We start from the raw sequence: 26,185 nt of genomic DNA on the forward strand, positions 1-26,185 counted from the left end.
TGAAATTATTTTTGCCTTTTTTTAACCCCAAACAACCAACACCTTGTATAACAACTATATGAGGTCTTATTTTTTTTGATTAATTACATATTACTATATAAATACGTTTCATTATAACTTTCTTCAGCTTTACATATTAATATATAATAAGTGTCTTAATAATATTATGTGCAAAAGTTACTTTATTATATATATGTATTATTAAAAGAAATAATTCATCATTAAACTTTGCTTTGACTATTACTATAATAGATATATCTTTGTTAGCTTAAAACAGATAATTAATAAAATGATTAAAATTACTCTACCTGATGGTTCAGTTAGATCTTTTGAAAAAGATGTAACTCCTTATGAAGTGGCTGTAGATATTAGCGAAGGTTTTGCTCGCAATGTTATTTCAGCAAAGTTCAATAATAATGTTATTGAAACTACCACTCCCCTAACCACAGATGGTGACCTTATATTATACACATGGAGAGATGATGAAGGTAAAAAAGCATTCTGGCATTCTTCAGCACATATTTTAGCACAAGCTTTAGAGGAACTTTATCCTAATGTAAAGCTTTGGGTTGGTCCGGCTATTGAAAATGGTTTTTATTACGATGTAGATTTAGGCGAAGGTTCTATCTCTGACAAGGACTTTAAAACCATTGAAAATAAAATGATAGAAATTGCTCGTGGTAAACATGATTTTAAAATGAGAGAAGTTTCTAAAGCTGATGCTATATCATATTATAAAGGTAAAAATGAATACAAAGTAGATCTTATTGAAAATCTAGAAGATGGTACAATAAGTTTTTGTGACCATTCTACTTTTACAGATTTGTGCCGTGGAGGTCATATACCAAATACAAGCATTGTTAAAGCTGTAAAAATACTTAGTGTAGCTGGCGCATATTATAAAGGTGATGAAAATGAAAAACAATTAACCAGAGTTTATGGTATTTCTTTCCCAAAACAAAAAGAGTTAACTGAATATTTACACCTATTAGAAGAAGCTAAAAAAAGAGACCATAGAAAACTAGGTAAAGAATTAGAACTATTCACATTCTCTCAAAAGGTAGGACAAGGATTACCTTTATGGCTACCAAAAGGGGCTGCCTTAAGAGAACGTCTTGAAAATTTCTTAAAAGCAGCTCAGAAAAAAGCAGGTTATGAAATGGTCGTTACACCACATATAGGTAATAAAGACTTATATGTTACTTCTGGTCACTTTGCTAAATACGGTGAAGATAGTTTTCAACCAATTAACACACCTGCAGAAGGAGAAGAGTTTCTCTTAAAACCTATGAACTGTCCACATCATTGTGAAATATACAATAATAAACCTTACTCATATAAAGAATTACCTAAACGATTTGCTGAATTCGGTACAGTATATAGATATGAGCAAAGTGGAGAGTTACATGGACTAACACGTGTTAGAGGATTTACGCAAGACGATGCACACATTTTTTGTACACCAGATCAATTAGACACTGAGTTCAAAGAAGTAATAGATTTAGTATTATATGTATTTGGTTCTTTAGGCTTCGAAAATTTTACAGCTCAAGTTTCGCTAAGAGATCCAGAAAATCCTGAAAAATATATTGGTAGTGACGAAAATTGGGAAAAAGCAGAGCAAGCCATATTAAATGCAGCTAAAGACAAAGGTCTTAATTATGTTGTTGAAACAGGAGAAGCTGCTTTTTATGGTCCAAAATTAGACTTTATGGTTAAGGATGCTTTAGGCCGTCAGTGGCAGTTAGGTACTATCCAGGTAGATTACAACCTTCCTGAGCGTTTTGATTTAACATACAAAGGCAGTGACAACGAGCTTCATAGACCTGTTATGATCCACAGAGCACCCTTTGGAAGTATGGAACGATTTGTCGCTATCTTGTTAGAACATACAGGCGGAAACTTCCCACTTTGGCTTATGCCAGAGCAGGTTATGATATTATCTGTAAGCGAGAAATATGAAAAATACGCCGAAAAAGTTTTAAATTTGCTAGAAAATAACGAAATTCGCGCCCTCGTAGATAACAGAAATGAGACTGTAGGGAAGAAAATAAGAGAAGCAGAAATGCAAAAATTTCCTTATATTATCGTTGTCGGAGAACAAGAAGAAAATAATAACACCATTACGGTGAGACAACATGGAGGTGAAGATCTTGGCACAATAAGTGTTAATGACTTTTCTGAAATGATTGATAAAAAAATAAAAGAAAGCTTAAAAAGCTTTTAATAAATATTGTTTAATTAAAATTTATAAGCCATAGCAATACGTAGAAACAGAAGGAGTTATAACAGACGAGAAGTCCAAGAAGACAAACATCGTATAAATTCTAAAATTAGAACTGAAGAAGTTCGATTAGTAGGAGACAATGTCGAAGTCGGTATTTACCCTATTAAGAAAGCATTATCCATGGCTGACGAACAAGGATTAGATCTTGTTGAGATTTCACCAAATGCAAATCCTCCTGTTTGTAAGATTATGGATTATAAGAAGTTTCTTTACGAACAAAAGAAACGTGATAAAGCTTTAAAAGCAAAAGCCACTAAAGTAGTGGTGAAAGAAATTCGTTTTGGACCTCAAACAGACGACCATGATTACGAATTTAAAAAGAAACATGCTGAGAAGTTTTTAAAAGATGGAGCAAAACTTAAAGCTTTTGTGTTCTTTAAAGGACGATCAATAGTATTTAAGGAGCAAGGACAAATCTTATTATTAAGATTAGCGCAAGATCTTGAAGAGTATGGTAAAGTAGAACAAATGCCAAAGCTTGAAGGTAAGCGTATGATTATGTTTATCGCTCCAAAAAAAGCAAAATAACTTAAGACAACATCTTAAGCTATAAATAAAATAAGCGAAACGTAAATTAAAACTAGGACAAAATGCCTAAAATGAAAACTAAATCGAGTGCTAAGAAACGTTTCAAACTAACTGGCACTGGTAAGATTAAAAGAAAGCACGCTTTTAAAAGTCACATCTTAACAAAGAAGTCTAAAAAGCGTAAGCTTGCGTTAACTCATGATACATTAGTACATAAGTCTGACGAAGATAATATTAAAACAATGTTACGTTTAAAGTAACAACGTTTTAATCGGTTAAAACAATTTATAAACCCTGGAGTTAGGCAAAATTATTTAGCAAGTACCATATTTTTTTGGTCGCCTACTACAAAAAACAATTAAAAGAAATGCCAAGATCAGTAAATTCAGTTGCTAAAAGAGCTAGAAGAAAAAAGGTTCTTAAGCAAGCAAAAGGTTACTTCGGAAGACGTAAAAACGTTTGGACAGTAGCAAAAAATGCGGTTGACAAAGCGATGCAATACTCGTATAGAGACCGTAGAAACAAAAAAAGAACATTCCGCGCGTTATGGATTATGCGTATTAATGCAGGTGCAAGACAACACGGAATGAGCTATTCTAAGTTTATGGGTAAATTAAAAGCTAACAATATCGAATTGAACCGTAAGGTTCTTGCAGATTTAGCAATGAATCACCCAGAAGCTTTTGAAGCAATAGTAAACAAAGTAAAGTAAGGCTTTTAGCCAAATTAATAACAACATTTCGCTTATATAAAATCCGATTCATGCATTTGAATCGGATTTTTTTATTGTATCAATTTATACTCTAATAAAAAAATGAAATATGTAAAACTAGTTGTATCCGATATGGATGGCACACTACTAAATTCAAATCACGAAGTAAGTCAACGCTTTTTTAATTTGTTTAAAAAGATGCAGTCTTTAAATATAAAATTTGTTGCAGCTAGTGGCAGACCATATTATAGTATTACAGAAAAACTTCACCCTATAACAAAGGACATAATAATTGTGGCAGAAAACGGAGGGCTTGTTATAGAAAACAAAGAAGTCTTACTTAGCAACAACATCCATTCAGATAAGTTAAATAAGCTTTATAATTTAGTCTCTAATATAAAAGATGTATATCCTATATTTTGCACTAAACATCTTGCTTACTTTCTTAATACACCTTTAGAAATAGTAAATACTTTTTCTGAATATTATTCAATAAATAAAACCATTAGTTCTTTAAAAGAAATAGAAGATGACGTTATAAAAATAGCTCTATATCATTCTAAAAATTCAGAAAGCTTTATTTACCCACACGTAAAACATTTGGGCTCAGAATTTAATGTTGTTGTGTCTGGTAACCATTGGGTTGACATTTCAGAATCTATCACAGATAAAGGAAATGCGCTTTCTTTTCTACAAAACAGATACAACATAAAACCTTCTGAAACTATGGTTTTTGGAGACTTTAATAACGATTTAGAAATGCTTAAACTATCTAAATATAGCTATGCAATGGCAAATGCACATAAAGATGTTAAAGCTACAGCCAATTTTGAAACTGACACAAATGATAACTTTGGTGTAGAGAAAGTAATAGAATTATTAATTGCCGAAAGCAGTCAAGACTAACAGTCTTCCTGAAGCATTATTTCTATGCTCACAGAGGTATATGCCTTGCCAAATACCTATATTTAGTTTACCATTAGTAATTGGTATTTGTACCGAAGTTCCCATCAAAGAAGCTTTTATATGTGCTGGCATATCATCTGGTCCTTCATAGGTATGTTTATAATACGATTGATTTTCGGGCACCATTTTATTAATATGACTTTCAAAATCTAATCTTACTGTTGGGTCTGCATTTTCATTTATGGTTAAACTTGCAGAAGTATGCTTAATAAAAACTTGTAATTGACCTATTCTTATTTCTTCTAACTCAGGAATTGCATTTATTATTTTTGAAGTAATAAGATGAAAACCTCTTGGATAAGCTTCTAGTCTAATCTCTTTTTGAAAGAATTTCATTTAATTTTTAATAAACTTTACTATCATTTCACCATGATCACTCTTAATTTCTAAGAAGTATAATCCTTTTGATAATTGTGATGTATCAATCGTTGGGCTTAACGTTACGTTCTCTAAGATTAAAGCTCCTCTTATATCTAAAATATTAAGCGTTAAAAAATCTGAGCCTTTGTAATCTATATTTAGTTTATCCTGAACTGGATTTGGATATACTTTTATTTGATTGATAAACTTTTCTGCAATAGATAAACTCACACTCCTGTAGATTGCAATATACCCTGGATAATTCTCTAAACGTAATTCGTCATAATCATCATATGACGTTAATGTTATTGTATGATCAGTATCTGCCTCTATGTAATTAAAATAACTGCCTTCAAAATTGTTTTCTTCAGAAGTATCACAAACTGAAAGAGTAAATACTACATCATTAGGATTTAACGAGTTTAAAGATGAATTATAAGTGTAATATCCATAGAACCCATTGCAAGCACCGACACCATCAAAAGTTAAATCATCATTTATAGTTATCGAAGGTAAAAAATTTGGTTGTTCATCCTCTATATCCCATACAACTCCTTCTAAATCTACCTCAAGCTGATATAAGTACCAAGTTTGGTAAAGATTAGTATCTTGGGAGTAAATATTAAAAGTAAAGAATAGGAATAGGAATATAAATATGTATTGTAATTTTATCATAACTTATTGTTTTCACATCTTTTTTAAAACTACAAAATTTATAATATACAAAACCATCAAGTTTTTTGCTTCTTCTTCTTAGCAGCTGGAAAAAGTACATTATTTAATATTAACCTATAACCAGGAGATGTTGGGTGTAAATCGAGTTCTGTCTTTGGGTCTCCTACTCTATGCGTATAATCTTCTGGATCGTGACCTCCATAGAATGTAAAAAAGCCTTTACCCTTAATTCCGTGAATGTATTTTGCTTCTCCATTAGTTCTATTTTCACCCATTACTAATACATTAGATTTTATTTCATCTCTTGTAAATGATGTGGTCTGTCCCATAAAACCTTTTACCAAAGATGTATGATTTTGAGTTAACATCGTTGGAATTGGATCCCATTTTGCTGAATATTCCATCAACGAGAAGTAATCAGTTTTAAAAGGTATCTGACGTTTAGACGTCATATCTATTGAAGAAAATTCATAAACATTAGGACTTCTTTCTAATATGTAGTCCTTAAACGCAAAGGTTTTTGAGTAATCTATTTTGTTCTGATATCCAGGATCACTTCCATCTCCATCAAACATAGGCTCGCAAATGTCAACGCCTTCTGCTGATAAAGCAATATCAAAACTATCGGTTGCAGAACACATTGCAAACATAAATCCTCCACCTACTACGTAATCTCTAATTTTTAAGGCTACTGCTAATTTTGCATCCGAAACTTTATCATAGCCTAACTTATTTGCCAGTTCTTCTGCCGCTTTCTTTTCTTCAATATACCAAGCTGCAGAACGGTAGGTTCTGTAAAATTTCCCATATTGACCTGTAAAATCTTCGTGATGCAAGTGTAACCAATCATAAAGCAACAATTCATCATTCAAAACCTCTTCATCATAAATAGTCTCATACGGAATTTCCGCATAGGTCAAAACCATAGTTACCGCATCGTCCCAAGGCTGCTTTCCATAAGGTGTGTAGACTGCAATCTTTGGTGCTTTTTCTAACACAACAGCTTCTTGATTTACTGCAGGACTTGCAATTTCATCTAATATTTCTTTTGCTTTGATGTCTGAAATCACTTCAAAAGACACACCTCGTATCTGACATTCGCGCTGAATGATTTCTGCATCAGGTAACAAAAACGAACCTCCTCTATAATTTAAAAGCCAATTTACTTTGAGTTCGCGCTCCAAAGTCCAATAGGTAACTCCATAAGCCTTGAGATGGTTTTCCTGAGACTCAGCATCCATTGGAATTAATATATATGAAGCGTATGCATTAACACTGAGTAACAGTGCAAATAATATGAAAGTTAATTTTTTCAAGTTCATAGATTTAAAACGAAATATAACCAATTTTTAGTCTTTCTAGTCTTATTTTATCATTCTTTTAAGAGCTAAATGGTATACTCCATCAGTCTATTATAGTGAGGTAAACATTGGTCTAAGAGCGCATTTAGGTGTGTTGGAAAAGCTTCTGTTTTTGGTTTATATTTTTGAAATCCACTTGATTTATGAACGTTATGATACCAATAATCTGCCCAAACACCATCTTCTTCTCGCTTTTGTGGTTTCCAGGATAACATTGATTTTTCAAAAAGAATACCAGCAAATTCGCATAACTTCCGTAGTGTCACTTCAGGATTTTTAAGGACTTGTTTAGAATTTATAACCTTGAAAGGAATACTTTGACTTTCAAAATAGTTTAAAAGATCGATATGAAGTTGATAACCTACATCATCAATTGTAGGATTATGAATCACTTTATCAAAGGATGGCAACATATCTACAGGATCTCTGGTTAAAATAATGTTGATGGTATCCTTCATAAATGAACGATCTATATCTAAAAGATGATGCGTCATTTGTTTGAAAAACAAGACTGGCTTTTCAGTATTATTCAACATCATTTCTACCACCTTCTCTCCATCATATTCCATTGTATTCATAATCTCTTCTGCACCTGGATGATAACTATTTGCATCTGGATGATGCTTTAAGTAATAGGCATAAAGTGGTTCATCAAACACTTTTGTATCCTTACGTTGTGCAAAAGAATACATCAGTGCCGTGGATATATTTCTTGGTCCAGACCACAGACATATACGCTTTATATTATCCATTGGCTATTGTTTTTTGGATTAACTTTTCATACAAATCGTTAAGTTTTCTAGTCATTTTTCCATACTTACCCTCTCCTATTTGTCGTCCATCAATTTTTGTAACAGGTGTTAAACCACCAAAGGTTCCTGTAACAAAAGCCTCGTCTGCTCCATAAACATCAAATAAAGAAAAATCCTTTTCAAAACAAGGAATATTGTTGGCCTTGCAAACTTCTATAACCTTAGCTCTGGTAATGCCATTCATACAATACTTGCTTGTGGATGTCCATACTTCGTTATTTTTAATCATAAAAAAATTAGTAGCGTTACAAGTGGCTACAAATCCATTAACATCTAGCATTAAAGCTTCATCAGCACCTGCTTCAATCGCTTGAATAAGTGCCTGAACTTCGTGAAGCTTACTATGGCAATTTAACCTTGGGTCTAGATAATCTGGAGAACCTCTTCTAATGGTACTTGTAAATAAAGTAATTCCTTTCTCTTTAGATACTTTTGATGCTTTTTTATACTCAGGAATAATAACCACATTGGGTCCAGAAATAGTTAATCTTGGATCTTGAGATGGTGTTTTTTTAATGCCACGTGTTACCATAATTCTAACGTGTACATCATCTGTCATACCATTAACATTAAGTGTGTCCCATACTTTTTGGGTTAACTCTTTTTTAGTAAATGGTAATACCATACCAACCGTTTTTGCAGATTGCCATAAACGGTTAAAATGATCTTCGATAAATACCAGAACTCCTTGGTGTAATCGTAAAGCTTCCCAAACACCATCTCCTACTAAATAACCACTATCAAAAACAGAAATTTTTGCTTCGTTTCTGGGAAAGAGTTCGTCATTAATGGAAATAAGAATAGTATCGTTTCTAGAGTCTTCTTGTGCATTGTGCGTACCGTGAACCATAATGTTTTGTTTATGGTATGAAGATACTTAAAAATTACAACGCTAAAAACGCTTAAAAATCTTAATCTAATTTTGTCTCATTGCCAGAAAGAAGACTCGCAATGACCTTAGTACTTGGAAATTGCTCTAAAATAATCTTGATAAAAACAGTGATAGGAATAGCCATTATAAGTCCTGGAATTCCCCAAAGAAATCCCCAAAACATCAACATAACCAAAACTGCTATGATATTTATTGAGAAAGATTTTCCCATAAAAATTGGTTCTAAGATTGCACCAAAAACAACCTGAACCATTGAAATTGAAACTATAAAGAAAAGTAATGTACTTGTTGGATCTAACTCTACAAAGGCAAAAATTGAAAGTAGAATCACAGAAATAAAGGATCCTACCATTTGCACAAAGTTAATAGCAAATGCAAATAAGCCCCAAAATATTGGAAAACTCACATCAAACATTACACACATTAAACCCGTAAACAAACCAGTTAAAGCACTAACTAACACCTTTACTTTAATAAATTTAATCAGATCTTTTTCAATCTTCATAAAAGCTTTTATGGACGTATGCTTTTGTTTTAATAATGTATTGTTGAGCAAATTATGAACGTTTATAGACTCACCTAACCATAACACTACAAAAAAAGCAGTCATTAAAAGTGTTGTAAAAAAGGTGCGAATAAAACCAAATGTAGTTCCTAAGTTTTCTTTTTCAAAAAACTGGGCTAAGAAGCCTTTGTCTTGTTCAAATTCAATACCAAAACTATTGGATAGGTATCCTTTTAAATCTACTATTTTTTCTTCAGCCTTTGGAATAAATTCTGATTTGGTAGCTAAGATTTCTCTACTAGATAACTGAATTAATTCTATACCTAAATATACACCTACAGTAACCAACAATAACACAACAAGGATACTGAGAAATTTTGGAACTTTTTTTCGTCCCAATTGTCTCATAAGAGGCAAAAACAACAATGCAATAAACATTGAAAAAATCAAAGGTATAAATATAAAAGACAGTACTTTAAGTAAATAAAATACTAATGGTATAACGATGATTAACAACAGGATATTGGTTGTACGTCTTTGATCTAACATGAGGCAATTTTCTTCTTAAATAGCGAAGCGTAAATATAGGTTAAAAAAGAGGCTTAATACTTATAAAATGATGTTAAAAAGGTACACCATCATCATCAGGACCACCAAAGGCATCACTAGCCGATGGAAAACTATCTGGTGTAAAAGCGTCTTCGTTTGCTCCTGTATTCATTTTTGAATGAAATTCGCCAAAAGGTGTATCAAAATCATCTAAATTATCAAACTTACCTAAATGACCGATAAACTTCAACCTAATGTTTTCTAAACCACCATTTCTGTGTTTTGCTACAATAAATTCTCCTTGACCTTCTGTTGGTGAGCGCTCTTCGTCATCCCACTCATCAATCTTATAATATTCTGGTCTGTATATAAACGATACAATATCCGCATCTTGCTCAATCGCACCAGATTCACGTAAGTCTGAAAGTAATGGTCTTTTACTTCCACCACGCGTTTCTACCGCACGCGATAACTGAGATAATGCAATTACAGGTACATTCAATTCCTTTGCTAAAGCTTTAAGGTTACGAGAAATCATAGAAATTTCTTGCTCACGATTACCTCCTTTTTGACTTCCACCTGCTGTCATTAACTGCAAATAATCAATCATAATCATCTTGATACCATATTGCGAAGCTAAACGACGTGCCTTTGCTCTTAAATCGAAAATGGATAAGGATGGTGTATCATCAATATATAATGGAGCTTTTTCTAAAGTTTTAACTTTAACATTAAGCTGTTCCCACTCGTGTTTTTCTAGTTTACCTGTTCTTAGTTTTTCTGAAGATAAGCCTGTTTCACTAGAAATTAAACGTGTTATTAACTGTACAGAAGACATCTCTAGAGAGAAGAAAGCTACAGGATTGTTAAAGTCTACAGCAATATTTCTCGCCATTGTTAAGGTTAAGGCCGTTTTACCCATACCAGGACGTGCTGCAACGATAATTAAATCTGAAGGCTGCCAACCAGAAGTAAGCTTATCTAATTTATCAAACCCAGTTGGTATACCACTTAATCCTTCTTTGTTAGAAATTTCTTCAATTTTCTTTTTTGCCTGTATTACTAAACTTTGCGCTGTCTCTGTCGACTTCTTAACGTTACCTTGAGTAACTTCATAAAGCTTAGCTTCTGCATTATCTAAAAGATCAAAAACATCTTTAGTTTCATCGTAAGCTTCTTCTATAATTTCATTTGAAATTTTTATTAAACTTCGCTGAATATACTTTTGAAGAATTATACGTGCATGAAACTCAATATGTGCTGAAGATGATACACGTTGAGTTAACGAAATTAGATAAAAATCTCCGCCAACTAAATCTAGTTTTTCATCTTTCTTTAATTGTGTAGAAACGGTTAATAAGTCAATAGGTTCACTATTTTCAAACAACTTAAAAATGGCTTCGAAGATGTATTTATGAGCATCTTTATAAAAAGCATCAGGACTTAAAATATCTATAACCTCATCAACACCTTTTTTATCGATCATCATAGCTCCAAGCACAACTTCTTCTAAATCAATTGCTTGAGGTGGTATTTTACCTTTTTCTAAACTAATAATAGTGCTTTTATCGACTTTATAACTTGGTATTGGATTGGGTTGTTTCATAAATAACAAAAGTAATTAAATAGTATCGATGAACTGTGTATTATAGGAATTCCAATCTCAACAGGTCTTCAACAATCTAACTGTTAATAACTTAAATATATTGTTAATAGTGCCAAAAAAAACCGAAGACTCAACTTCAGTTTTTTTTAGTTGCTTATGTTTAGTGGATTTAGTCTTTATAGACTCCCATTTCATCGTATTTACTCATACGATTTTTCACTAATTCTTTTGGTGATAAGTTTTTTAACTCTTCGTAGGTCTTTACTATAGCATCTTTTACAGCTAAAAATGTTTTTTCTCTATCTGTATGTGCACCACCAAGCGGTTCTTTAATAATTTGGTCTACAAGCTTCATACGCTTCATGTCTTTTGCTGTAAGCTTTAAAGCTTCTGCTGCTTGTTCTTTGTACTCCCAACTTCTCCATAAAATAGAAGAACAAGACTCTGGCGAAATAACAGAATACCATGTATTCTCTAACATCATAACCTTATCTCCTACTCCAATACCTAAAGCTCCACCTGAGGCTCCTTCACCAATAATAATTGTTATAATTGGCACTTTTAAACGAGACATTTCTAAAATGTTTCTAGCAATAGCTTCACCTTGTCCTCTTTCTTCTGCTTCTAGACCAGGATAAGCACCAGGAGTGTCTATTAAGGTTACAACAGGAATTCCGAATTTTTCAGCAGACTTCATAAGACGCAGTGCCTTACGATAACCTTCTGGATTAGACATTCCAAAGTTTCTATACTGTCTTGTCTTGGTGTTATATCCTTTTTGCTGACCTATAAACATATAGGTTTGATCGCCAATTTTACCTAAACCACCAATCATAGCTTTATCATCCTTAACATTTCTGTCTCCATGCAATTCTAAAAAAGAATCTCCACAAAGTGCTTTGATGTGATCTAGTGTATATGGTCTGTTTGGGTGACGAGACAACTGAACACGCTGCCAAGCTGTAAGATTTTTATATATCTCTTTTTTAGTTTCAGCTAGCTTTTTTTCGATCTGCTTACAGGTTTCTGTAACGTCTACATCACTCTCTTTTCCAATGATTTGACATTTATCAAGCTGCTCTTCTAATTCTTTTATGGGTAATTCAAACTCTAAATATTCCATACAATTTGAAGTTAGTTTTTAGTTAATTTAGTGTACAAATATACAAACTTCAATTGTTAACAGGCATCTTTTTTCGTTTTCGAGCTTTATTGTTTTTTAATATGGCGTCTAATAGCACCATTAATATTATTAAAGTAGCACCAAGATAAAACTGTGAGGACATCTGCTCAGTTTCTGGAAAAAGGAACAGCGCTAATATTATACCGTAGATTGGCTCTAGGTTATACGTTAAAATTACCGTAAAGGGACTTATGTATCTCATTACTTCTACAGCTCCAATAAAAGCATAAGCTGTACATACTGAAGCCAAGATTAAAATATAAACCCAATCCATTTGAGGTAGCGTAAAGAAATCTTTATTAAAATGAATTCCTGAAAAGTGTATGAATAGACTTAAAAATATAACTCCACTTATAAACTCATAAAATGAAATGACCGTTGAATTATATTTTTCTATAAATCGTCCATTTATAACTGCAAATAAGGTTGAAAAAAGTGCGGACAGCAATCCTAGTATAATACCGTTGATATATTTTAGCTCACTACTCGTAATTAGAAATACTCCTAATATTACTATTAATCCAAAACCTATTTCATAGAGCAAAACACGTCTTTTAAAAAAAATAGGTTCTATAAATGACGCAAAAAAAGCACCTGAGGAAAACATAGCTAAGGCTATAGAAATGTTAGACTGTTTTATGGATTCAAAAAAAGTAATCCAATGCAAAGCTATTATTACGCCTGCTGCAGAAAACTTAATAATTGCTTTTTTACTTACCTTAATATTAAGTTTAATAATTTTTATGTAGATGAACATTAAAACAGCTGCAATGGCCATTCTATACCATACTATTGCTGTTGCTCCTGCTGAAATTTCCTTACCTAGAATTGCTGTAAAACCAGCAATAAAAACCAGAAAATGTAAATGAAGATAATCCTTTAATCTAGCGTTTTGCATTCTGTAGAAGGTATACTGCTAAAATACCAAATATAATATTAGGAAACCATACTGCTATAACAGGCGAAAAATTAGATTGCTCTGCCATAACACCAAATATTTTATCAAAAAAGACATAAATCATAGCTATAGCAATACCAAAGGCTAAGTTAACTCCCATACCTCCTCTTCGTTTAACCGAAGACACTGCAACCGCTATAATTGTTAATATGAATATTGAAACAGGTAAGCTCCATTTTTTTAGCTTAACAACTTCATATCTACCAATATTTTTAGATCCTTTTTTTCTTTCAGACTCAATAAATCTTAGAAGTTCTCCATAAGATTTTGTTTCTGCAGCATACTCTACTGGAGTTAAATCGGCTAGTTCAAAAGGCAAAATGGTGTCTTTTCGTCTTACTTTTTCTACAATTTCTTCACCATCTTTAAAAGTACGTTTTATATAAGATATAAGCCTGTAACTACTGTCTTTTTCTATATACCTAATATTATCAGCAAAGATCTTGTATTTTAATTCGTTGCCCTCAAAATGCTCGTAAGTAAAATTATTACCTGTTTTACTACTAGGCACAAAACTACTTACATATATATAGTCGTTATCGTTAATTTGCTGATATACGTGTCTGGTTTCTTGTATTTTTTTGTGCTTTTTAAGGTATTTGTATTTAAACTCATTAAACCCTTGACTGGCTATAGGTGCCAGATACATCCCTAAAACCAATGCTACAGCTGCTACAATAGTTGCACCTATTAAATAAGGCCTTAAAAACCTTGTAAATGATACTCCAGAGCTCAAAAAAGCTACTATCTCTGTATTATTAGCTAGCTTAGATGTAAACCAGATTACAGATAAAAATAAGAACAAAGGAAATAACAGATTGGCAAAGTAGACTGTAAAATCTATGTAATAGGCTGTAACCTCACTAAAAGGTGCTTCATTCTCTATTATCTTACCAACTTTTTCGGCTAAATCTACTGTTATTCCTATAGGAATAAACAGTAATAACATCATTAAAAATGTTAACAAATAGCGCTTTAGTATGTACCAATCTAAGATTTTCACTTACTACAATCTTTTATCCATTTGTTTAACCATTTTCTCTTTCCATACTTTAAAGTCTCCTTCTATAATATGCTTTCTGGCCTCTCTCACCAACCATAAATAAAATCCTAAATTATGAATTGTAGCTATTTGTTTTCCTAACAATTCATTTACTGAGAACAAATGTTTAAGATATGCTTTACTATACTCTGTATCCACATAAGTTATTCCCATTTCATCTATTGGCGAAAAATCTTCAGCCCATTTTTTATTCTTAATATTTATGGTGCCATGTGCTGTAAATAACATACCGTTTCTGGCATTTCTGGTAGGCATAACACAATCAAACATATCTACACCTAACGCAATATTCTCTAAAATATTGATTGGTGTACCAACACCCATTAAATAACGAGGTTTTTCTTCTGGTAAAATATCACAAACTACCTCTGTCATAGCATACATTTCTTCAGCAGGCTCACCAACCGACAAGCCTCCAATAGCATTTCCTTGTGCTCCTGCATTTGCTATATACTCAGCAGACTGTATTCTTAAGTCTTTGTATGTGCTACCTTGTACTATTGGAAAAAACGTTTGTTCATAACCATATTTAAAAGGCACTTTTTCTAAATGTGTCATGCATCGTTCTAGCCAACGATGTGTCATGTGCATAGAACGCTTGGCATAATTATAATCGCAAGGGTAAGGTGTACATTCATCAAAAGCCATAATGATATCTGCACCAATAGAGCGTTGAATTTCCATTACATTTTCTGGTGTAAATACATGGTAACTACCATCTATATGCGATTTAAACTTTACACCTTCCTCCTTAATCTTTCTGTTTGCAGATAAAGAATACACTTGATAACCACCAGAATCGGTTAAAATATTACGATCCCAATTCATAAACTTATGCAATCCACCAGCCTTTTCTAAAATTGGTGTTTGCGGTCTGAGGTAAAGGTGATATGTATTTCCTAAAATAATATCTGGATTGATATCATTTTTCAATTCGCGTTGGTGCACGCCTTTTACAGTGGCTACAGTACCAACAGGCATAAAAATTGGTGTTTCTATAACACCATGATCAGTTGTAATAACACCTGCTCTTGCCTTTGTTTCTTTATCTTTTGCTATGCGATTAAATTTCATAAAAGTAAGTCTGGTGGCAAATATAATTAACTCTAACGCATTGGACTCTTAATTAAATTCAAAAATTGTTAGCAATTATTCAAAATCGTTAATAAGTGTCTCTAAACGGCTTTTGAATGCCACTTATAAAAAGTTATTTTTGCAGCATTAATTTAAGCTCAAAAACATGTCTAATATTCAACAATTAGAAGATTTAACTACTCAAGTTCGTAGAGACATTCTACGCATGGTACACAAAGTAAATTCTGGTCATCCTGGCGGATCGCTAGGTTGCGCAGAATTTTTCGTATGCCTTTACAAAGAATTAATGGAAACCAAAGATGGTTTTGAAATGGATGGCATAGGAGAAGATTTATTTTTCTTGTCTAACGGTCATATATCACCAGTATATTATAGTGTACTTGCGAGATCTGGTTATTTTGCAGTTGATGAATTAAACACTTTTAGATTAATAGATTCTAGATTACAAGGACATCCTACAACCCACGAAGGCTTACCTGGAATTAGAATTGCATCTGGTTCTTTAGGACAAGGAATGTCTGTTGCTATAGGTGCTGCTGAGACAAAAAAACTCAATAATGATAAGCACTTAGTATATAGTCTTCATGGAGATGGTGAGTTACAAGAGGGTCAAAACTGGGAAGCAATAATGTATGCTGCCGGAAATAAAGTAGACAACCTTATTGCCACCATAGACTTAAACGGCCAGCAAATTGATGGCTCTACAGACAACGTTTTACCAATGGGTAATGTAAAAGCTAAGTTTGAAGCTTTTGGTTGGACAGTTGTAGAAATTGAAGAAGGTAATAATATTGAAGCTATTTTAGAAGGTATGCAAAACGCAAAATCCTTAACAGGAAATGGCAAACCAGTATGTGTATTACTAAAAACCGTTATGGGTAATGGTGTAGATTTTATGATGCATACACACGCATGGCATGGTAAAGCACCAAACGATGAGCAATTAGCAACAGGTCTTGCTCAAAATGCAGAAACTTTAGGAGATTATTAATCTAGCAATCAAAACACGAAATGAAAACATATACAAATACAGGAAGTAAAGATACACGCTCTGGTTTTGGAGCCGGTTTAACAGAGTTAGGACAAACGAATGAAAATGTTGTAGCGCTTTGTGCCGACTTAACAGGATCTCTTAAAATGGATGAATTTAAAGCTAATCATCCAGAACGTTTCTTTCAGGTAGGTATAGCAGAGGCTAATATGATTGGTATGGCTGCAGGTATGACAATTGGTGGTAAAATTCCTTTTACAGGTACGTTTGCTAACTTCTCTACAGGTAGAGTCTATGACCAAATACGTCAAAGTGTTGCTTACTCTCACAAAAATGTAAAAATCTGTGCTTCGCACGCTGGTGTTACATTAGGTGAAGATGGTGCTACTCATCAAATTCTAGAGGACATTGGTTTAATGAAGATGCTCCCAGGAATGACTGTAATAAATACTTGCGATTACAACCAAACTAAAGCTGCAACCTTAGCTATAGCAAAGCATGATGGTCCTGTATACTTAAGATTTGGTCGTCCAAAAGTACCTAATTTCACTCCAGAAAATGGTGAATTTGAAATTGGTAAAGCCGTAAAACTTACAGACGGAAACGATGTTACAATAGTAGCTACAGGTCATTTAGTATGGGAAGCTCTTGAAGCTGCAAAGACTTTAAACGACAACGGAATTAGTGCAGAGGTTATAAACATTCACACTATAAAGCCATTAGATGATAAAGCTATTTTAGATTCTGTTTCTAAAACAGGATGTATTGTAACTGCAGAAGAGCATAATTACTTAGGTGGTCTTGGAGAAAGTGTTGCTAGAGTATTAGCGCAACACAAACCAACACCTCAAGAGTTTGTTGCTACTAAAGATACATTTGGTGAGTCTGGTACACCTGCTCAGCTTATGGATAAGTATGGTTTAAACAGTTCTGCTATACAAGAAGCTGTAAAAAAAGTAATCAAAAGAAAATAACTTCATTTTGGCAACGTTTTTGATATTAGATACCTAATCTTAAAAACGAACATTATGAAAAATTTGAAAAAAGCAGCTCTATTAGCTGTAGTTCTGGCATTTGTTGGATTAAGTGCTCATGCACAAAAAGGAAGTGCTTTTGGGTTTAAAGGTGGTTTAAACTATGGTGCTAATGGAGATTATTTTGAATCCATTGGTGACAACGCTAAAAATCCAGACAGAAACATTGGCTATCATATTGGTCTGTTTGGTAAAATTGGAAATCAGTTTTATTTTAGACCAGAGCTTGTTTATACTGCAACCAAAAGTGATTATGACGACAATGCCTTTAATGTAAAGAAAATTGACGCACCGCTTTTAGTTGGAATTAAAGTTTTAGGACCTGTAAGTGTCTTTGGTGGCCCTTCGCTACAATATATACTTGACACAGAATTTGAAGGCATTGATGTTAATGATGTAGAGGATGATTTCTCTGTAGGTTTAAACTTTGGTATAGGGCTTAACTTTAATAAAATAGGTATTGACCTAAGATACGAAAGAGGTTTTAACGATAATGAAGCCACTTTTATTAATAACAATTTAGGTTCTGGTGCCTCTAGTAGAATAGACACAAGACCAGATCAATTGATTTTAAGTTTATCAATTGCGTTATAGATTATATTGAAAAACATAGAAAATAAAAAAGCCGCTAAAAAGCGGCTTTTTTATTGCAATTATTTCTAATTGAAAAATATTACTATTCCTCTTCTTCGTTATAATTTATTGAAATGTCTTCTTGTAAATAATCTGGTATACCGTTATTATCAGAGTCTATTGCAGTAACAGTATTAATTGTTATAACACCATTAGAAGTAGATCTGTTTAATTCATACTCATTACTAGCTAATACTGGCTCAGTATCACCCATATTTACAGTGTAAGTATTAGGCACTAATTCATTAATTGTTAATACACCATCATTATCGTCGTCTTGATCTATGTAATTTGGTGCAGAATCATCGTCTGTATCATCATCTAAAACATCTAAATTAGCATCTAAATCTTCTACATAAGAAGGTATACCGTCTGCATCATGATCAACTTCATCGTATTGTAAAAGTTCAAACTTAAATACAAGATTAGAATAAGATGCTATACTTCCTGAAGCTGTTCCTGAGAAATAAGCAATACCAGAAGGCACAAACATTACACCTAATCCATAGTTATTATAGTTTGTTATACCATTAGAATTTGTAAAACTATCTGCACAGTTAAACATTGGTATAATTAATTGCCAAGATCTAATAAGACCAGGATTAAAACCAGCACCTGTTAAAAATAAATCTTCTGGTGTAGCAAGAGAATCAAAGACAGTTCCATCTACAAGTGTAAAACCTTCGTATCGCATTCTAACCTGATCGGTAAATCTTGGAGAGTCACCACCACCTTGGTTTATTCTTAAAACATAGTAATCATAATCTGTATCTTCATAAGTAGTTGTATGAGTTTCTACAGCATCAATCAATAGTGTATGTCCTGCTGGTAAATCTTCTCCTTCCTCTAATTCTGTAATGATAATATCTGAGTACTTATGGTTTGATCCAGATAAAAAGAAATCTGAATTATAATAGTGTGTAGATAAATAATCTACAAGAGAATCACTATCTGCCAATTGTTGTTCTCCTCTGTCTCTAACTACCACATCAGGAACTTTTACATCATCATCCTCACAAGACACTACAAATACAGACACTAATACTAGATAAACTATAAGTTTTATTGATTTCATATTCTAAAAATTATATTTTGATAGGATTAACCACAAATCTTATCAAATGTTCATTATTGCTTTAATTATGTGGTGCAAGATACATTAAATTAATATTTTTATGCCAAAAGGTTAACGTAGATTTTAGTTAAAAAATATATGCGAATTGATAAATATTTATGGTGTGTACGCTATTACAAAACCAGAAGTTTGGCAACCCAAGCTTGCAAAAAAGGACAAATTAAGATAAATGATAGTGTAGCAAAGCCTTCTAGAGAGGTGTACCCAACTGATAAAATAGAATTGAGAAAAGATCAAATCTCTTATCAACTAACGGTTAACGATCTTCCTCCAAACAGAGTTGGTGCTAAACTGGTTGATATTTACCGAACCGACACCACGCCAAAAGACGCTTTTGCTGCCAAAGAACTTTTAAAATATAGTAAAGATTACTATCGTAAAAAAGGTAGCGGAAGACCAACAAAAAAAGACAGAAGAGATATAGATAATTTTTATGAAGAAGAATAAATTAGACAAAGATTATTGGGAAAACAGATACTCTAAAGATGAGACAGGTTGGAACATTGGATACGCCTCTACTCCTATCGAAAAATACATTTCTCAGCTACAGGATAAATCTATCAAAATTTTAATACCTGGAGCAGGAAATAGTTTTGAAGCAGAGCTTTTATGGAATAAAGGATTTAATAATACTTATGTATTAGATTTTGCAAAACAACCCATAGAAAATTTCAAAAACAGGGTTTCAACATTTCCACACAAGCAATTACTTCATCAAGATTTTTTTGAACTCAATCAAACATTTGATCTTATCATTGAACAAACTTTTTTCTGCGCTTTAAATCCTAATCTGAGAAAGCAATATGTAGAAAAAATGTTTCAATTATTAAACCCTAAAGGAAAACTAGCTGGCTTGCTATTTGATTTTCCATTAACAGAATCTGGACCACCTTTTGGCGGAAGCTTTAATGAGTATGAAACTGCTTTTAGTAAATATTTCAAAATTAAAACACTAGAACGCGCAACAAATTCTATAAAAGAAAGGCAAGGTAAAGAACTGTTTTTTATCTTTGAGCGTCTATAACAAAATCTAATTGCTAGTTAGTAGCATTACAATTTAAAACCAAAAAAGCGCACCATGGCACTTACAAAAAACACTATTTTAAGCCATAAAGAAATTGAGCACAAAATAAGACGTATTGCTTACCAGATCTACGAAAGCAATGTTAATGAAACTGAAATTGTAATAGCTGGTATTGAAAGTAATGGATACATTTTGGCTAAAAAAATTAAATCTCAACTCGATAAGATTTCTGATATTAATTCTACGCTTTGTAAGGTAACCGTTGACAAAAACGAACCTACCAATCCTATAAAAACATCTATAAAAAGTGAAGATTATACTAACAAATCTATAGTTCTTATAGATGATGTTTTAAACTCTGGAAGTACACTAATTTATGGTATTAAGCATTTTCTAGACGTCCCTTTAAAGCAATTTAAAACTGCTGTTTTAGTTAACCGTAACCACAAAAAGTTTCCTGTAAAAGCCGATTTTAAAGGTATTTCTTTATCTACATCGCTTTTTGAGCATGTACACGTTAATCTTTCTAAGCAACCTTATGAAGCTTATTTAGATTAAAGCTTTTACAATCTCTTCTAAAATATCCTTCTTAGACTTATTATCTGATGTAATAATATTTGAAGCTTGATTATAATATTGGGTTCGTTCAAACAGATGCTTACCTATAAACTCTGTGAGCTCTTCTTTTGTTGTTAAATGACTAATCAGCGGTCTGCTATCTTTCTCTTTAAATAACCTTAGAACTAAATTTGGTATCGATAACTTTAGGTAAAATAAATTAACATTAGAATTATCTAAAAGTATGTTTATGTTATTACCATAACAAGGTGTGCCACCTCCTAAAGCCAAAACTAAATTATCTTTTGTACTTAAAACTTCGTTTAAATATTGTGTTTCCTTTTTTCTGAAATATATCTCCCCTTTATTTTTAAATAATTCAGGAATTGAGCAGTTTTCTTGCTCAGAAATGTACTCATCTAGATCTAAAAAATTGTAATTCAGAACAGTAGCTAAATTCTTGCCAATTGTAGATTTTCCAGAACCCATATATCCCATTAAAGCAACTATCATAAGCCTTACTTTTTTGATTTTTAATTAACTAAGTCAGCGCAACACAAAAAAACAAAAAATTAAATAAAAAAAGTGTTGTTTTATTAAATAAAGCTTATATATTTGCACCCGCATTAGAGAAGCACATTTAATGTTTAGACCGGGTAGCTCAGTTGGTAGAGCATCTCCCTTTTAAGGAGAGGGTCCTGGGTTCGAGCCCCAGCCCGGTCACAAAAAAGTTAAGCGTAAAGCTTAACTTTTTTTTTATATTTACTTTTTGTTTTTTGCGCACGTGGCGGAATTGGTAGACGCGCTGGCTTGAGGGGCCAGTGACTGTTTAGGTCGTGGAAGTTCGAGTCTTCTCGTGCGCACAATTACTTTCTTCTTTATCCTTTTTTTTATTTCTAACTCTAATCTTAGATTGCTAACACTAAATTTTTCATTAATTTTTGTTAATTCTGATAATGCTATTATTTAAAATCTTATTTTTGTTTAACTTATTTTAAAAATAAATGAACAATATTAAGAATCAATTTAGTATTAAAGATTTAGAAAACCTTACAGGAATTAAAGCGCATACAATAAGAATATGGGAAAAGCGCTATAATTTATTACAACCAAAACGCACAGACACCAATATACGATATTATGACTTGGCTAACTTTCAAAAACTACTTAATGTTAGCTACCTTAATAACAATGGCTATAAAATCTCTAAAATAGCCACTATCCAAGAAGAAGAGATACCTAATTTAGTTAAAGAGATTGCAAACGAAAACAATTTAGACAGTCACGCTATAAATGCTTTTAAATTGTCTATGCTAAATTTTGATCAGTCTTTGTTCTATAAAACTTACGAATCCTTATTAAAAGACAAAGACTTCGAAAGCATTTTCTACACCATTTTTATTCCGCTTCTAACCGAAATAGGACTCTTATGGCAAACAGACACTATAACACCAGCTCACGAGCATTTTATATCTGGTTTAGTAAGGCAGAAAATTTTAATTAATACAGAGCTCTTACAAGCTAAACTGCAAAACAAGTCCACAACAACATTTGTCCTTTATTTACCTGAAAACGAAATACACGAGCTTGGATTAATGTTTGTAAATTATCTTTTACTTAAGAAAGGTTACCACTGCATTTACTTAGGGCAAAGTGTACCAATTCTTAGCCTTAAAGATATACAGAGTTATTACGATGATATTGTTTTCATATCTTATTTAACCGTAAAACCAAGTTCAGAAGACTTACGTAAATATCTTGAGGAATTTGAAATTACATTATTAAAAAATCATAACTCTAAACTTTGGCTTTTAGGCAAAGTATTACAAAGCTCTAATATGGAAAACCTACCAAAGCAAATAATACCTTATAAGTCTATAAAATCCTTAATAAGCACCATAGACTAATGAATAAAACCATCTCAATAATAGGATCAGGGTTTTCTTCGCTATCAGCAGCATGCTATTTGGCTAAGGCTGGATATAAAGTGTCTATTTTTGAAAAAAACAACACTGTAGGCGGAAGAGCAAGACAACTCATTAAAGATGGTTTTACGTTCGATATAGGACCTAGCTGGTATTGGATGCCTGATGTTTTTGAAAAGTTCTTTAACGACTTTAATAAAAGCACTAGCGACTACTACACATTAGACAAATTGAGTCCTGCCTACAAAATTTTCTTTTCAGATGACGTAATTACCATTGGAGACCACATGGATCAAATTTGTGAAGAGTTTGAACGTATTGAATCTGGAAGCTCTAAGCCTTTACGCAAATTCATTGCTCAAGCTCAAGATCATTACAACATCGCCATAAACAAAGTAGTTTTAAAGCCTGGTATTTCACCTTTAGAATTAGTTACAAAAGACACCATAACTCGTGTTGATCGTTTTTTTAAATCTATAAGTTCTGAGGTTAGAAAAAACTTTAAAAACCCAAAACTCATTTCTACGCTAGAATTTCCTGTTTTGTTCTTAGGTGCTAAACCCAACCAAACACCATCATTTTACAGCTTTATGAACTTTGCCGATTTTGGTTTAGGTACATGGCACCCAAAAGGCGGCATGTACGAAATCATTAAAGCTATGAAAAGCTTAGCAGAAAGCTTAGGTGTTACAATACACACCAACAGTAATGTTGAAAAGATTAATGTTGAAAACGGAAAAACAACTGGCATTACTGTTAACGGTAATTTTGTAACCTCAGATGCTGTGTTGAGTGGTGCAGACTATCATCATTCTGAAACACTATTGGATAAAAACCTCAGGCAATATTCAGAATCTTATTGGGACAAACGCACCTTTGCTCCTTCTTCTCTACTCTTTTATGTTGGTTTTAATAAAAAACTAAAAGACATAGAGCATCATAATTTGTTTTTTGACACAGATTTTAAAAACCATGCAGAAGATATATATGATAATCCTAAATGGCCAAAAAATCCATTATTTTATGTTAACTTCCCTTCAGTAACAGATAAAAGTATGGCACCAGAAGGGTGCGAAACAGGTTTTTTTCTTATTCCTATTGCACCTGGACTAGAAGATACACCTGAGCTGAGAAAACAGTATTTTGACATTATCATAAATCGTTTCGAAAGCTTAACAAAACAAGAAGTAAAAGACAGTATTCTGTTTAAAGAATCGTTTTGCGTTAACGATTTTATAAGTGAATACAACTCATACAAAGGAAATGCCTATGGCATGGCAAACACCTTAAGACAAACTGCTTTTTTAAGACCAAAACTAAAAAGCAAAAAAGTAAATGGACTCTACTTTACAGGCCAATTAACCGTACCTGGTCCTGGAGTACCTCCATCTTTAATTTCAGGAAAATTAGTTTCTGAACTTATCCTTAAAAACGAAGTTTAATCGCATAGAAAAAAGACCGTATTATGAAATCAATTTTTGACAATGTTTCCAAAGAATGTAGCAAGTTAGTAACCAATGCTTACAGTACATCTTTTTCTATAGCAACAAAAATGCTATCAGATAGTATTAGACAAGATATTTATAACATTTATGGCTTTGTTCGTTTTGCAGATGAGATTGTAGACACGTTTCACGATTACAATAAAGAAAAGCTATTCAATAATTTTGAATCAGATTTAGATGCTGCATTAACAGACAAAATAAGCCTGAATCCTATCCTTAATTCCTTTCAGGAAACCTATCATAAATACAATATAGACAAACATCTTGTTGAAGCTTTTATGAACAGTATGCGACTAGACTTGCACAAAAAAGACTACCTCACCGAAGAAGAATACAAAAACTACATTTATGGCTCTGCTGATGTTGTTGGATTAATGTGCCTTAAAGTTTTTGTAAAAGGTGATAACGAAAAGTACGAAAATCTTAAGGACTCTGCCATGAGCTTAGGTTCTGCTTTTCAGAAAGTAAATTTCTTAAGAGACTTAAAAGCTGATTTTGAAGATTTAAGTCGCACTTATTTCCCAAATACTGATTTAAATCAATTAGATGAAGCTTCAAAAAAAGCAATTATAGATGACATTGAAGCTGATTTTGCAAAAGGATTACAAGGCATAAAGCGTTTACCTCTCGAAGCTCGATTTGGTGTATTTATGGCTTATCGTTATTATAACAAGTTGCTGCAAAAACTAAAACAAACACCAGCTTTAGAAATAAAATCGGCCAGAATTAGAGTACCTAATTATAAAAAAATTGAGCTACTCACTCGAAGCTATGTAAAATTTCATTTAAATTTATTGTAACTCACAACCCAAGTATTATGCAAACTTTTTATTGGATATTAATCTTTTTAGGAACGTTTTTTATCATGGAATTTAACGCTTGGTTTACTCACAAGTACATTATGCATGGGTTTTTATGGAGTTTACATAAAGATCACCACCAAAAAGACCACGACAGCTGGTTTGAGCGTAACGATGCTTTCTTTATTTTTTATGCCATTGTAAGTATGACCTGCTTTTACCTTTGGAGTTATGAAGACGTTTGGTACACACTACCTATTGGTCTAGGTATCTTATTTTATGGTATTGCTTATTTTGTAGTGCACGACATCTTTATCCATCAACGTTTTAAATGGCTAAGAAATATTGATAACAAATATGCAAGAGGTGTAAGACGCGCTCATAAAATCCACCATAAACACTTGGGCAAAGAGCATGGAGAAAATTTCGGAATGCTCATTGTACCTTTTAAGTATTTTAAATAATTATTCAGCAAGCAATTGATCTAATTGTGCGCGAACATTATCACTGTTCCAATCTACAGCACCAGACTTATCTATAACGATGTCTCCTTGTTTATTAACAATTAGAGTGCGAGGTATGGACTTAGTGATTAATTCTTTTGGATAATCAGACCTTCTTATAAATACAGGAAATGTGTAGTTGTTTTTTGCTTTGAAAGCTTTTACTACCTCAAAATTATCGGTTGTGATAAATAAAAATTCCACCGTATCACCATAATCATTATACAAGTCTTGAAGACTTGGCATTTCTGCAATACAAGGTGGACACCAAGTAGCCCAGAAATTTATCAACACTACTTTTCCTTTAGCTTGTTTTAAGTTATAAGCTGCTTTATCTTCCTTTAACAATTGCCAATCATAGCTTTCTAAGCCAACTCTTTTATCTAGCGAAACCTCATTTACAGGATTAACCAAGGCGATTCCCTTATGAAGCCATATTTGAATAAATTGTCTCGTCTGCGGAATAATGAACAACAAGATTACAACTACAAACACAATATTACTCTTCTTAAATTTACTTTTCAT

Annotated in this window: 29 protein-coding genes and 2 tRNA genes; 17 read left to right on the forward strand and 14 right to left on the reverse strand. The window is 32.6% G+C overall.

The genetic code is table 11. From position 1 onward, the window contains the following. Window positions 1-289: 289 nt before the first annotated feature. The 5 genes from thrS to P7122_RS00025 all read left to right on the forward strand — a co-directional run bounded on the left by thrS (window position 290) and on the right by P7122_RS00025 (window position 4,433). Entirely contained in the window at window positions 290-2,227 is a 1,938-nt protein-coding gene (gene thrS, locus P7122_RS00005; protein ID WP_278003734.1) for a threonine--tRNA ligase, read from the forward strand. A 36-nt stretch (window positions 2,228-2,263) separates the two neighbouring features. Then, window positions 2,264-2,815 carry a translation initiation factor IF-3 gene (infC, locus tag P7122_RS00010; RefSeq protein WP_278004346.1) on the forward strand — a complete coding sequence of 184 codons (552 nt, stop codon included), beginning with the start codon at window positions 2,264-2,266 and terminating at the stop codon, window positions 2,813-2,815. Between the two features lie 62 nt (window positions 2,816-2,877). After that, entirely contained in the window at window positions 2,878-3,075 is a 198-nt protein-coding gene (gene rpmI / locus P7122_RS00015; protein WP_129761794.1) for a 50S ribosomal protein L35, read from the forward strand. A gap of 107 nt (window positions 3,076-3,182) precedes the next feature. After that, window positions 3,183-3,527, forward strand: a complete 345-nt coding sequence (gene rplT / locus P7122_RS00020; RefSeq protein ID WP_208155216.1) for a 50S ribosomal protein L20 — start codon at window positions 3,183-3,185, stop codon at window positions 3,525-3,527. 102 nt (window positions 3,528-3,629) lie between these two features. Beyond that, entirely contained in the window at window positions 3,630-4,433 is an 804-nt protein-coding gene (locus P7122_RS00025) for an HAD family hydrolase (RefSeq protein ID WP_278003735.1), read from the forward strand. Here P7122_RS00025 and P7122_RS00030 read toward each other — a convergent pair. The 11 genes from P7122_RS00030 to tgt form a co-directional block, all read right to left on the reverse strand. Beyond that, window positions 4,407-4,829 carry a secondary thiamine-phosphate synthase enzyme YjbQ gene (locus tag P7122_RS00030; protein WP_278003736.1) on the reverse strand — a complete coding sequence of 141 codons (423 nt, stop codon included), beginning with the start codon at window positions 4,827-4,829 and terminating at the stop codon, window positions 4,407-4,409. The genes P7122_RS00025 and P7122_RS00030 overlap by 27 nt on opposite strands. After that, window positions 4,830-5,528: a T9SS type A sorting domain-containing protein gene (locus tag P7122_RS00035; RefSeq protein ID WP_278003737.1), complete on the reverse strand. Its 699-nt coding sequence runs from the start codon at window positions 5,526-5,528 to the stop codon at window positions 4,830-4,832. 56 nt (window positions 5,529-5,584) lie between these two features. Continuing rightward, entirely contained in the window at window positions 5,585-6,769 is a 1,185-nt protein-coding gene (locus P7122_RS00040; protein ID WP_437130084.1) for an asparagine synthetase B, read from the reverse strand. Between the two features lie 146 nt (window positions 6,770-6,915). Beyond that, entirely contained in the window at window positions 6,916-7,641 is a 726-nt protein-coding gene (locus tag P7122_RS00045; protein WP_278003739.1) for a sulfotransferase-like domain-containing protein, read from the reverse strand. Further along, window positions 7,634-8,551: an aminotransferase class IV gene (locus P7122_RS00050; RefSeq protein ID WP_278003740.1), complete on the reverse strand. Its 918-nt coding sequence runs from the start codon at window positions 8,549-8,551 to the stop codon at window positions 7,634-7,636. The genes P7122_RS00045 and P7122_RS00050 overlap by 8 nt, the downstream gene beginning before the upstream one ends. A 61-nt stretch (window positions 8,552-8,612) precedes the next feature. Beyond that, window positions 8,613-9,647: an AI-2E family transporter gene (locus P7122_RS00055; RefSeq protein WP_278003741.1), complete on the reverse strand. Its 1,035-nt coding sequence runs from the start codon at window positions 9,645-9,647 to the stop codon at window positions 8,613-8,615. Between the two features lie 73 nt (window positions 9,648-9,720). Then, window positions 9,721-11,253, reverse strand: coding sequence for a replicative DNA helicase (dnaB, locus tag P7122_RS00060; RefSeq protein ID WP_278003742.1), 1,533 nt, complete (start codon window positions 11,251-11,253; stop codon window positions 9,721-9,723). A 169-nt stretch (window positions 11,254-11,422) separates the two neighbouring features. After that, the gene (locus tag P7122_RS00065; RefSeq protein WP_278003743.1) at window positions 11,423-12,376 is read right to left on the reverse strand and encodes an acetyl-CoA carboxylase carboxyltransferase subunit alpha; all 954 of its coding nucleotides are present in this window, start codon (window positions 12,374-12,376) and stop codon (window positions 11,423-11,425) included. A gap of 49 nt (window positions 12,377-12,425) precedes the next feature. After that, on the reverse strand, window positions 12,426-13,334 hold the full coding sequence (locus P7122_RS00070; protein WP_278003744.1) for a DMT family transporter: 909 nt from the start codon (window positions 13,332-13,334) through the stop codon (window positions 12,426-12,428). Then, window positions 13,321-14,397: an LptF/LptG family permease gene (locus tag P7122_RS00075; protein WP_278003745.1), complete on the reverse strand. Its 1,077-nt coding sequence runs from the start codon at window positions 14,395-14,397 to the stop codon at window positions 13,321-13,323. Before P7122_RS00075 ends, P7122_RS00070 begins: the two co-directional genes overlap by 14 nt. 3 nt (window positions 14,398-14,400) lie before the next feature. Further along, entirely contained in the window at window positions 14,401-15,531 is a 1,131-nt protein-coding gene (gene tgt / locus P7122_RS00080; protein WP_278003746.1) for a tRNA guanosine(34) transglycosylase Tgt, read from the reverse strand. A gap of 166 nt (window positions 15,532-15,697) precedes the next feature. Here tgt and P7122_RS00085 point away from each other — a divergent pair, with 166 nt between their 5' ends. From P7122_RS00085 to P7122_RS00095, 3 genes are read left to right on the forward strand one after another with little or no spacing between them, the layout of a single operon-like run. Next, a complete protein-coding gene (locus P7122_RS00085; RefSeq protein ID WP_278003747.1) occupies window positions 15,698-16,543 on the forward strand; it encodes a transketolase in 846 nt (281 codons plus the stop codon). A 20-nt stretch (window positions 16,544-16,563) separates the two neighbouring features. Then, on the forward strand, window positions 16,564-17,517 hold the full coding sequence (locus P7122_RS00090) for a transketolase family protein (protein ID WP_278003748.1): 954 nt from the start codon (window positions 16,564-16,566) through the stop codon (window positions 17,515-17,517). Between the two features lie 54 nt (window positions 17,518-17,571). Then, window positions 17,572-18,171, forward strand: coding sequence for an outer membrane beta-barrel protein (locus P7122_RS00095; RefSeq protein WP_278003749.1), 600 nt, complete (start codon window positions 17,572-17,574; stop codon window positions 18,169-18,171). Between the two features lie 82 nt (window positions 18,172-18,253). On the opposite strand, the gene P7122_RS00100 is transcribed toward P7122_RS00095, so the two are convergent. After that, window positions 18,254-19,285 (reverse strand): FKBP-type peptidyl-prolyl cis-trans isomerase, encoded by a 1,032-nt coding sequence (locus P7122_RS00100; protein WP_278003750.1) that lies wholly within the window; start codon window positions 19,283-19,285, stop codon window positions 18,254-18,256. A gap of 138 nt (window positions 19,286-19,423) precedes the next feature. Here P7122_RS00100 and P7122_RS00105 point away from each other — a divergent pair, with 138 nt between their 5' ends. The 3 genes from P7122_RS00105 to P7122_RS00115 are packed head-to-tail and all read left to right on the forward strand — an operon-like array spanning window position 19,424 to window position 20,927. After that, window positions 19,424-19,792: an RNA-binding S4 domain-containing protein gene (locus tag P7122_RS00105; protein WP_278003751.1), complete on the forward strand. Its 369-nt coding sequence runs from the start codon at window positions 19,424-19,426 to the stop codon at window positions 19,790-19,792. Further along, on the forward strand, window positions 19,779-20,369 hold the full coding sequence (locus P7122_RS00110; RefSeq protein ID WP_278003752.1) for a methyltransferase domain-containing protein: 591 nt from the start codon (window positions 19,779-19,781) through the stop codon (window positions 20,367-20,369). Before P7122_RS00105 ends, P7122_RS00110 begins: the two co-directional genes overlap by 14 nt. Window positions 20,370-20,423: 54 nt before the next feature. Then, window positions 20,424-20,927: a phosphoribosyltransferase family protein gene (locus tag P7122_RS00115; protein ID WP_278003753.1), complete on the forward strand. Its 504-nt coding sequence runs from the start codon at window positions 20,424-20,426 to the stop codon at window positions 20,925-20,927. Here the strand turns inward: P7122_RS00115 and P7122_RS00120 are convergent. Beyond that, the gene (locus P7122_RS00120) at window positions 20,919-21,440 is read right to left on the reverse strand and encodes a shikimate kinase (protein ID WP_278003754.1); all 522 of its coding nucleotides are present in this window, start codon (window positions 21,438-21,440) and stop codon (window positions 20,919-20,921) included. The genes P7122_RS00115 and P7122_RS00120 overlap by 9 nt on opposite strands. Window positions 21,441-21,577: 137 nt before the next feature. On the opposite strand from P7122_RS00120, the gene P7122_RS00125 reads away from it, so the two are divergent. The 6 genes from P7122_RS00125 to P7122_RS00150 all read left to right on the forward strand — a co-directional run bounded on the left by P7122_RS00125 (window position 21,578) and on the right by P7122_RS00150 (window position 25,621). Further along, window positions 21,578-21,650 (forward strand) — tRNA-Lys (locus P7122_RS00125). A 55-nt stretch (window positions 21,651-21,705) separates the two neighbouring features. Beyond that, window positions 21,706-21,790, forward strand: a tRNA-Leu gene (locus P7122_RS00130). Window positions 21,791-21,931: 141 nt separating this feature from the next. After that, complete coding sequence (locus P7122_RS00135) at window positions 21,932-22,834, forward strand: MerR family transcriptional regulator (protein ID WP_278003755.1); 903 nt, start codon at window positions 21,932-21,934, stop codon at window positions 22,832-22,834. Then, window positions 22,834-24,294: a bifunctional phytoene desaturase/3,4-desaturase gene (gene crtID, locus P7122_RS00140; protein ID WP_278003756.1), complete on the forward strand. Its 1,461-nt coding sequence runs from the start codon at window positions 22,834-22,836 to the stop codon at window positions 24,292-24,294. Before P7122_RS00135 ends, crtID begins: the two co-directional genes overlap by 1 nt. A gap of 23 nt (window positions 24,295-24,317) precedes the next feature. Then, window positions 24,318-25,157, forward strand: a complete 840-nt coding sequence (locus tag P7122_RS00145; protein ID WP_278003757.1) for a phytoene/squalene synthase family protein — start codon at window positions 24,318-24,320, stop codon at window positions 25,155-25,157. Between the two features lie 17 nt (window positions 25,158-25,174). Next, on the forward strand, window positions 25,175-25,621 hold the full coding sequence (locus P7122_RS00150) for a sterol desaturase family protein (protein ID WP_278003758.1): 447 nt from the start codon (window positions 25,175-25,177) through the stop codon (window positions 25,619-25,621). Here the strand turns inward: P7122_RS00150 and P7122_RS00155 are convergent, their stop codons facing one another. Next, window positions 25,622-26,185, reverse strand: coding sequence for a TlpA family protein disulfide reductase (locus P7122_RS00155; RefSeq protein ID WP_278003759.1), 564 nt, complete (start codon window positions 26,183-26,185; stop codon window positions 25,622-25,624). It abuts the gene before it with no gap.

Source organism: Winogradskyella marincola, assembly GCF_029624125.1.
Taxonomy (GTDB): Bacteria; Bacteroidota; Bacteroidia; order Flavobacteriales; family Flavobacteriaceae; genus Winogradskyella; species Winogradskyella marincola.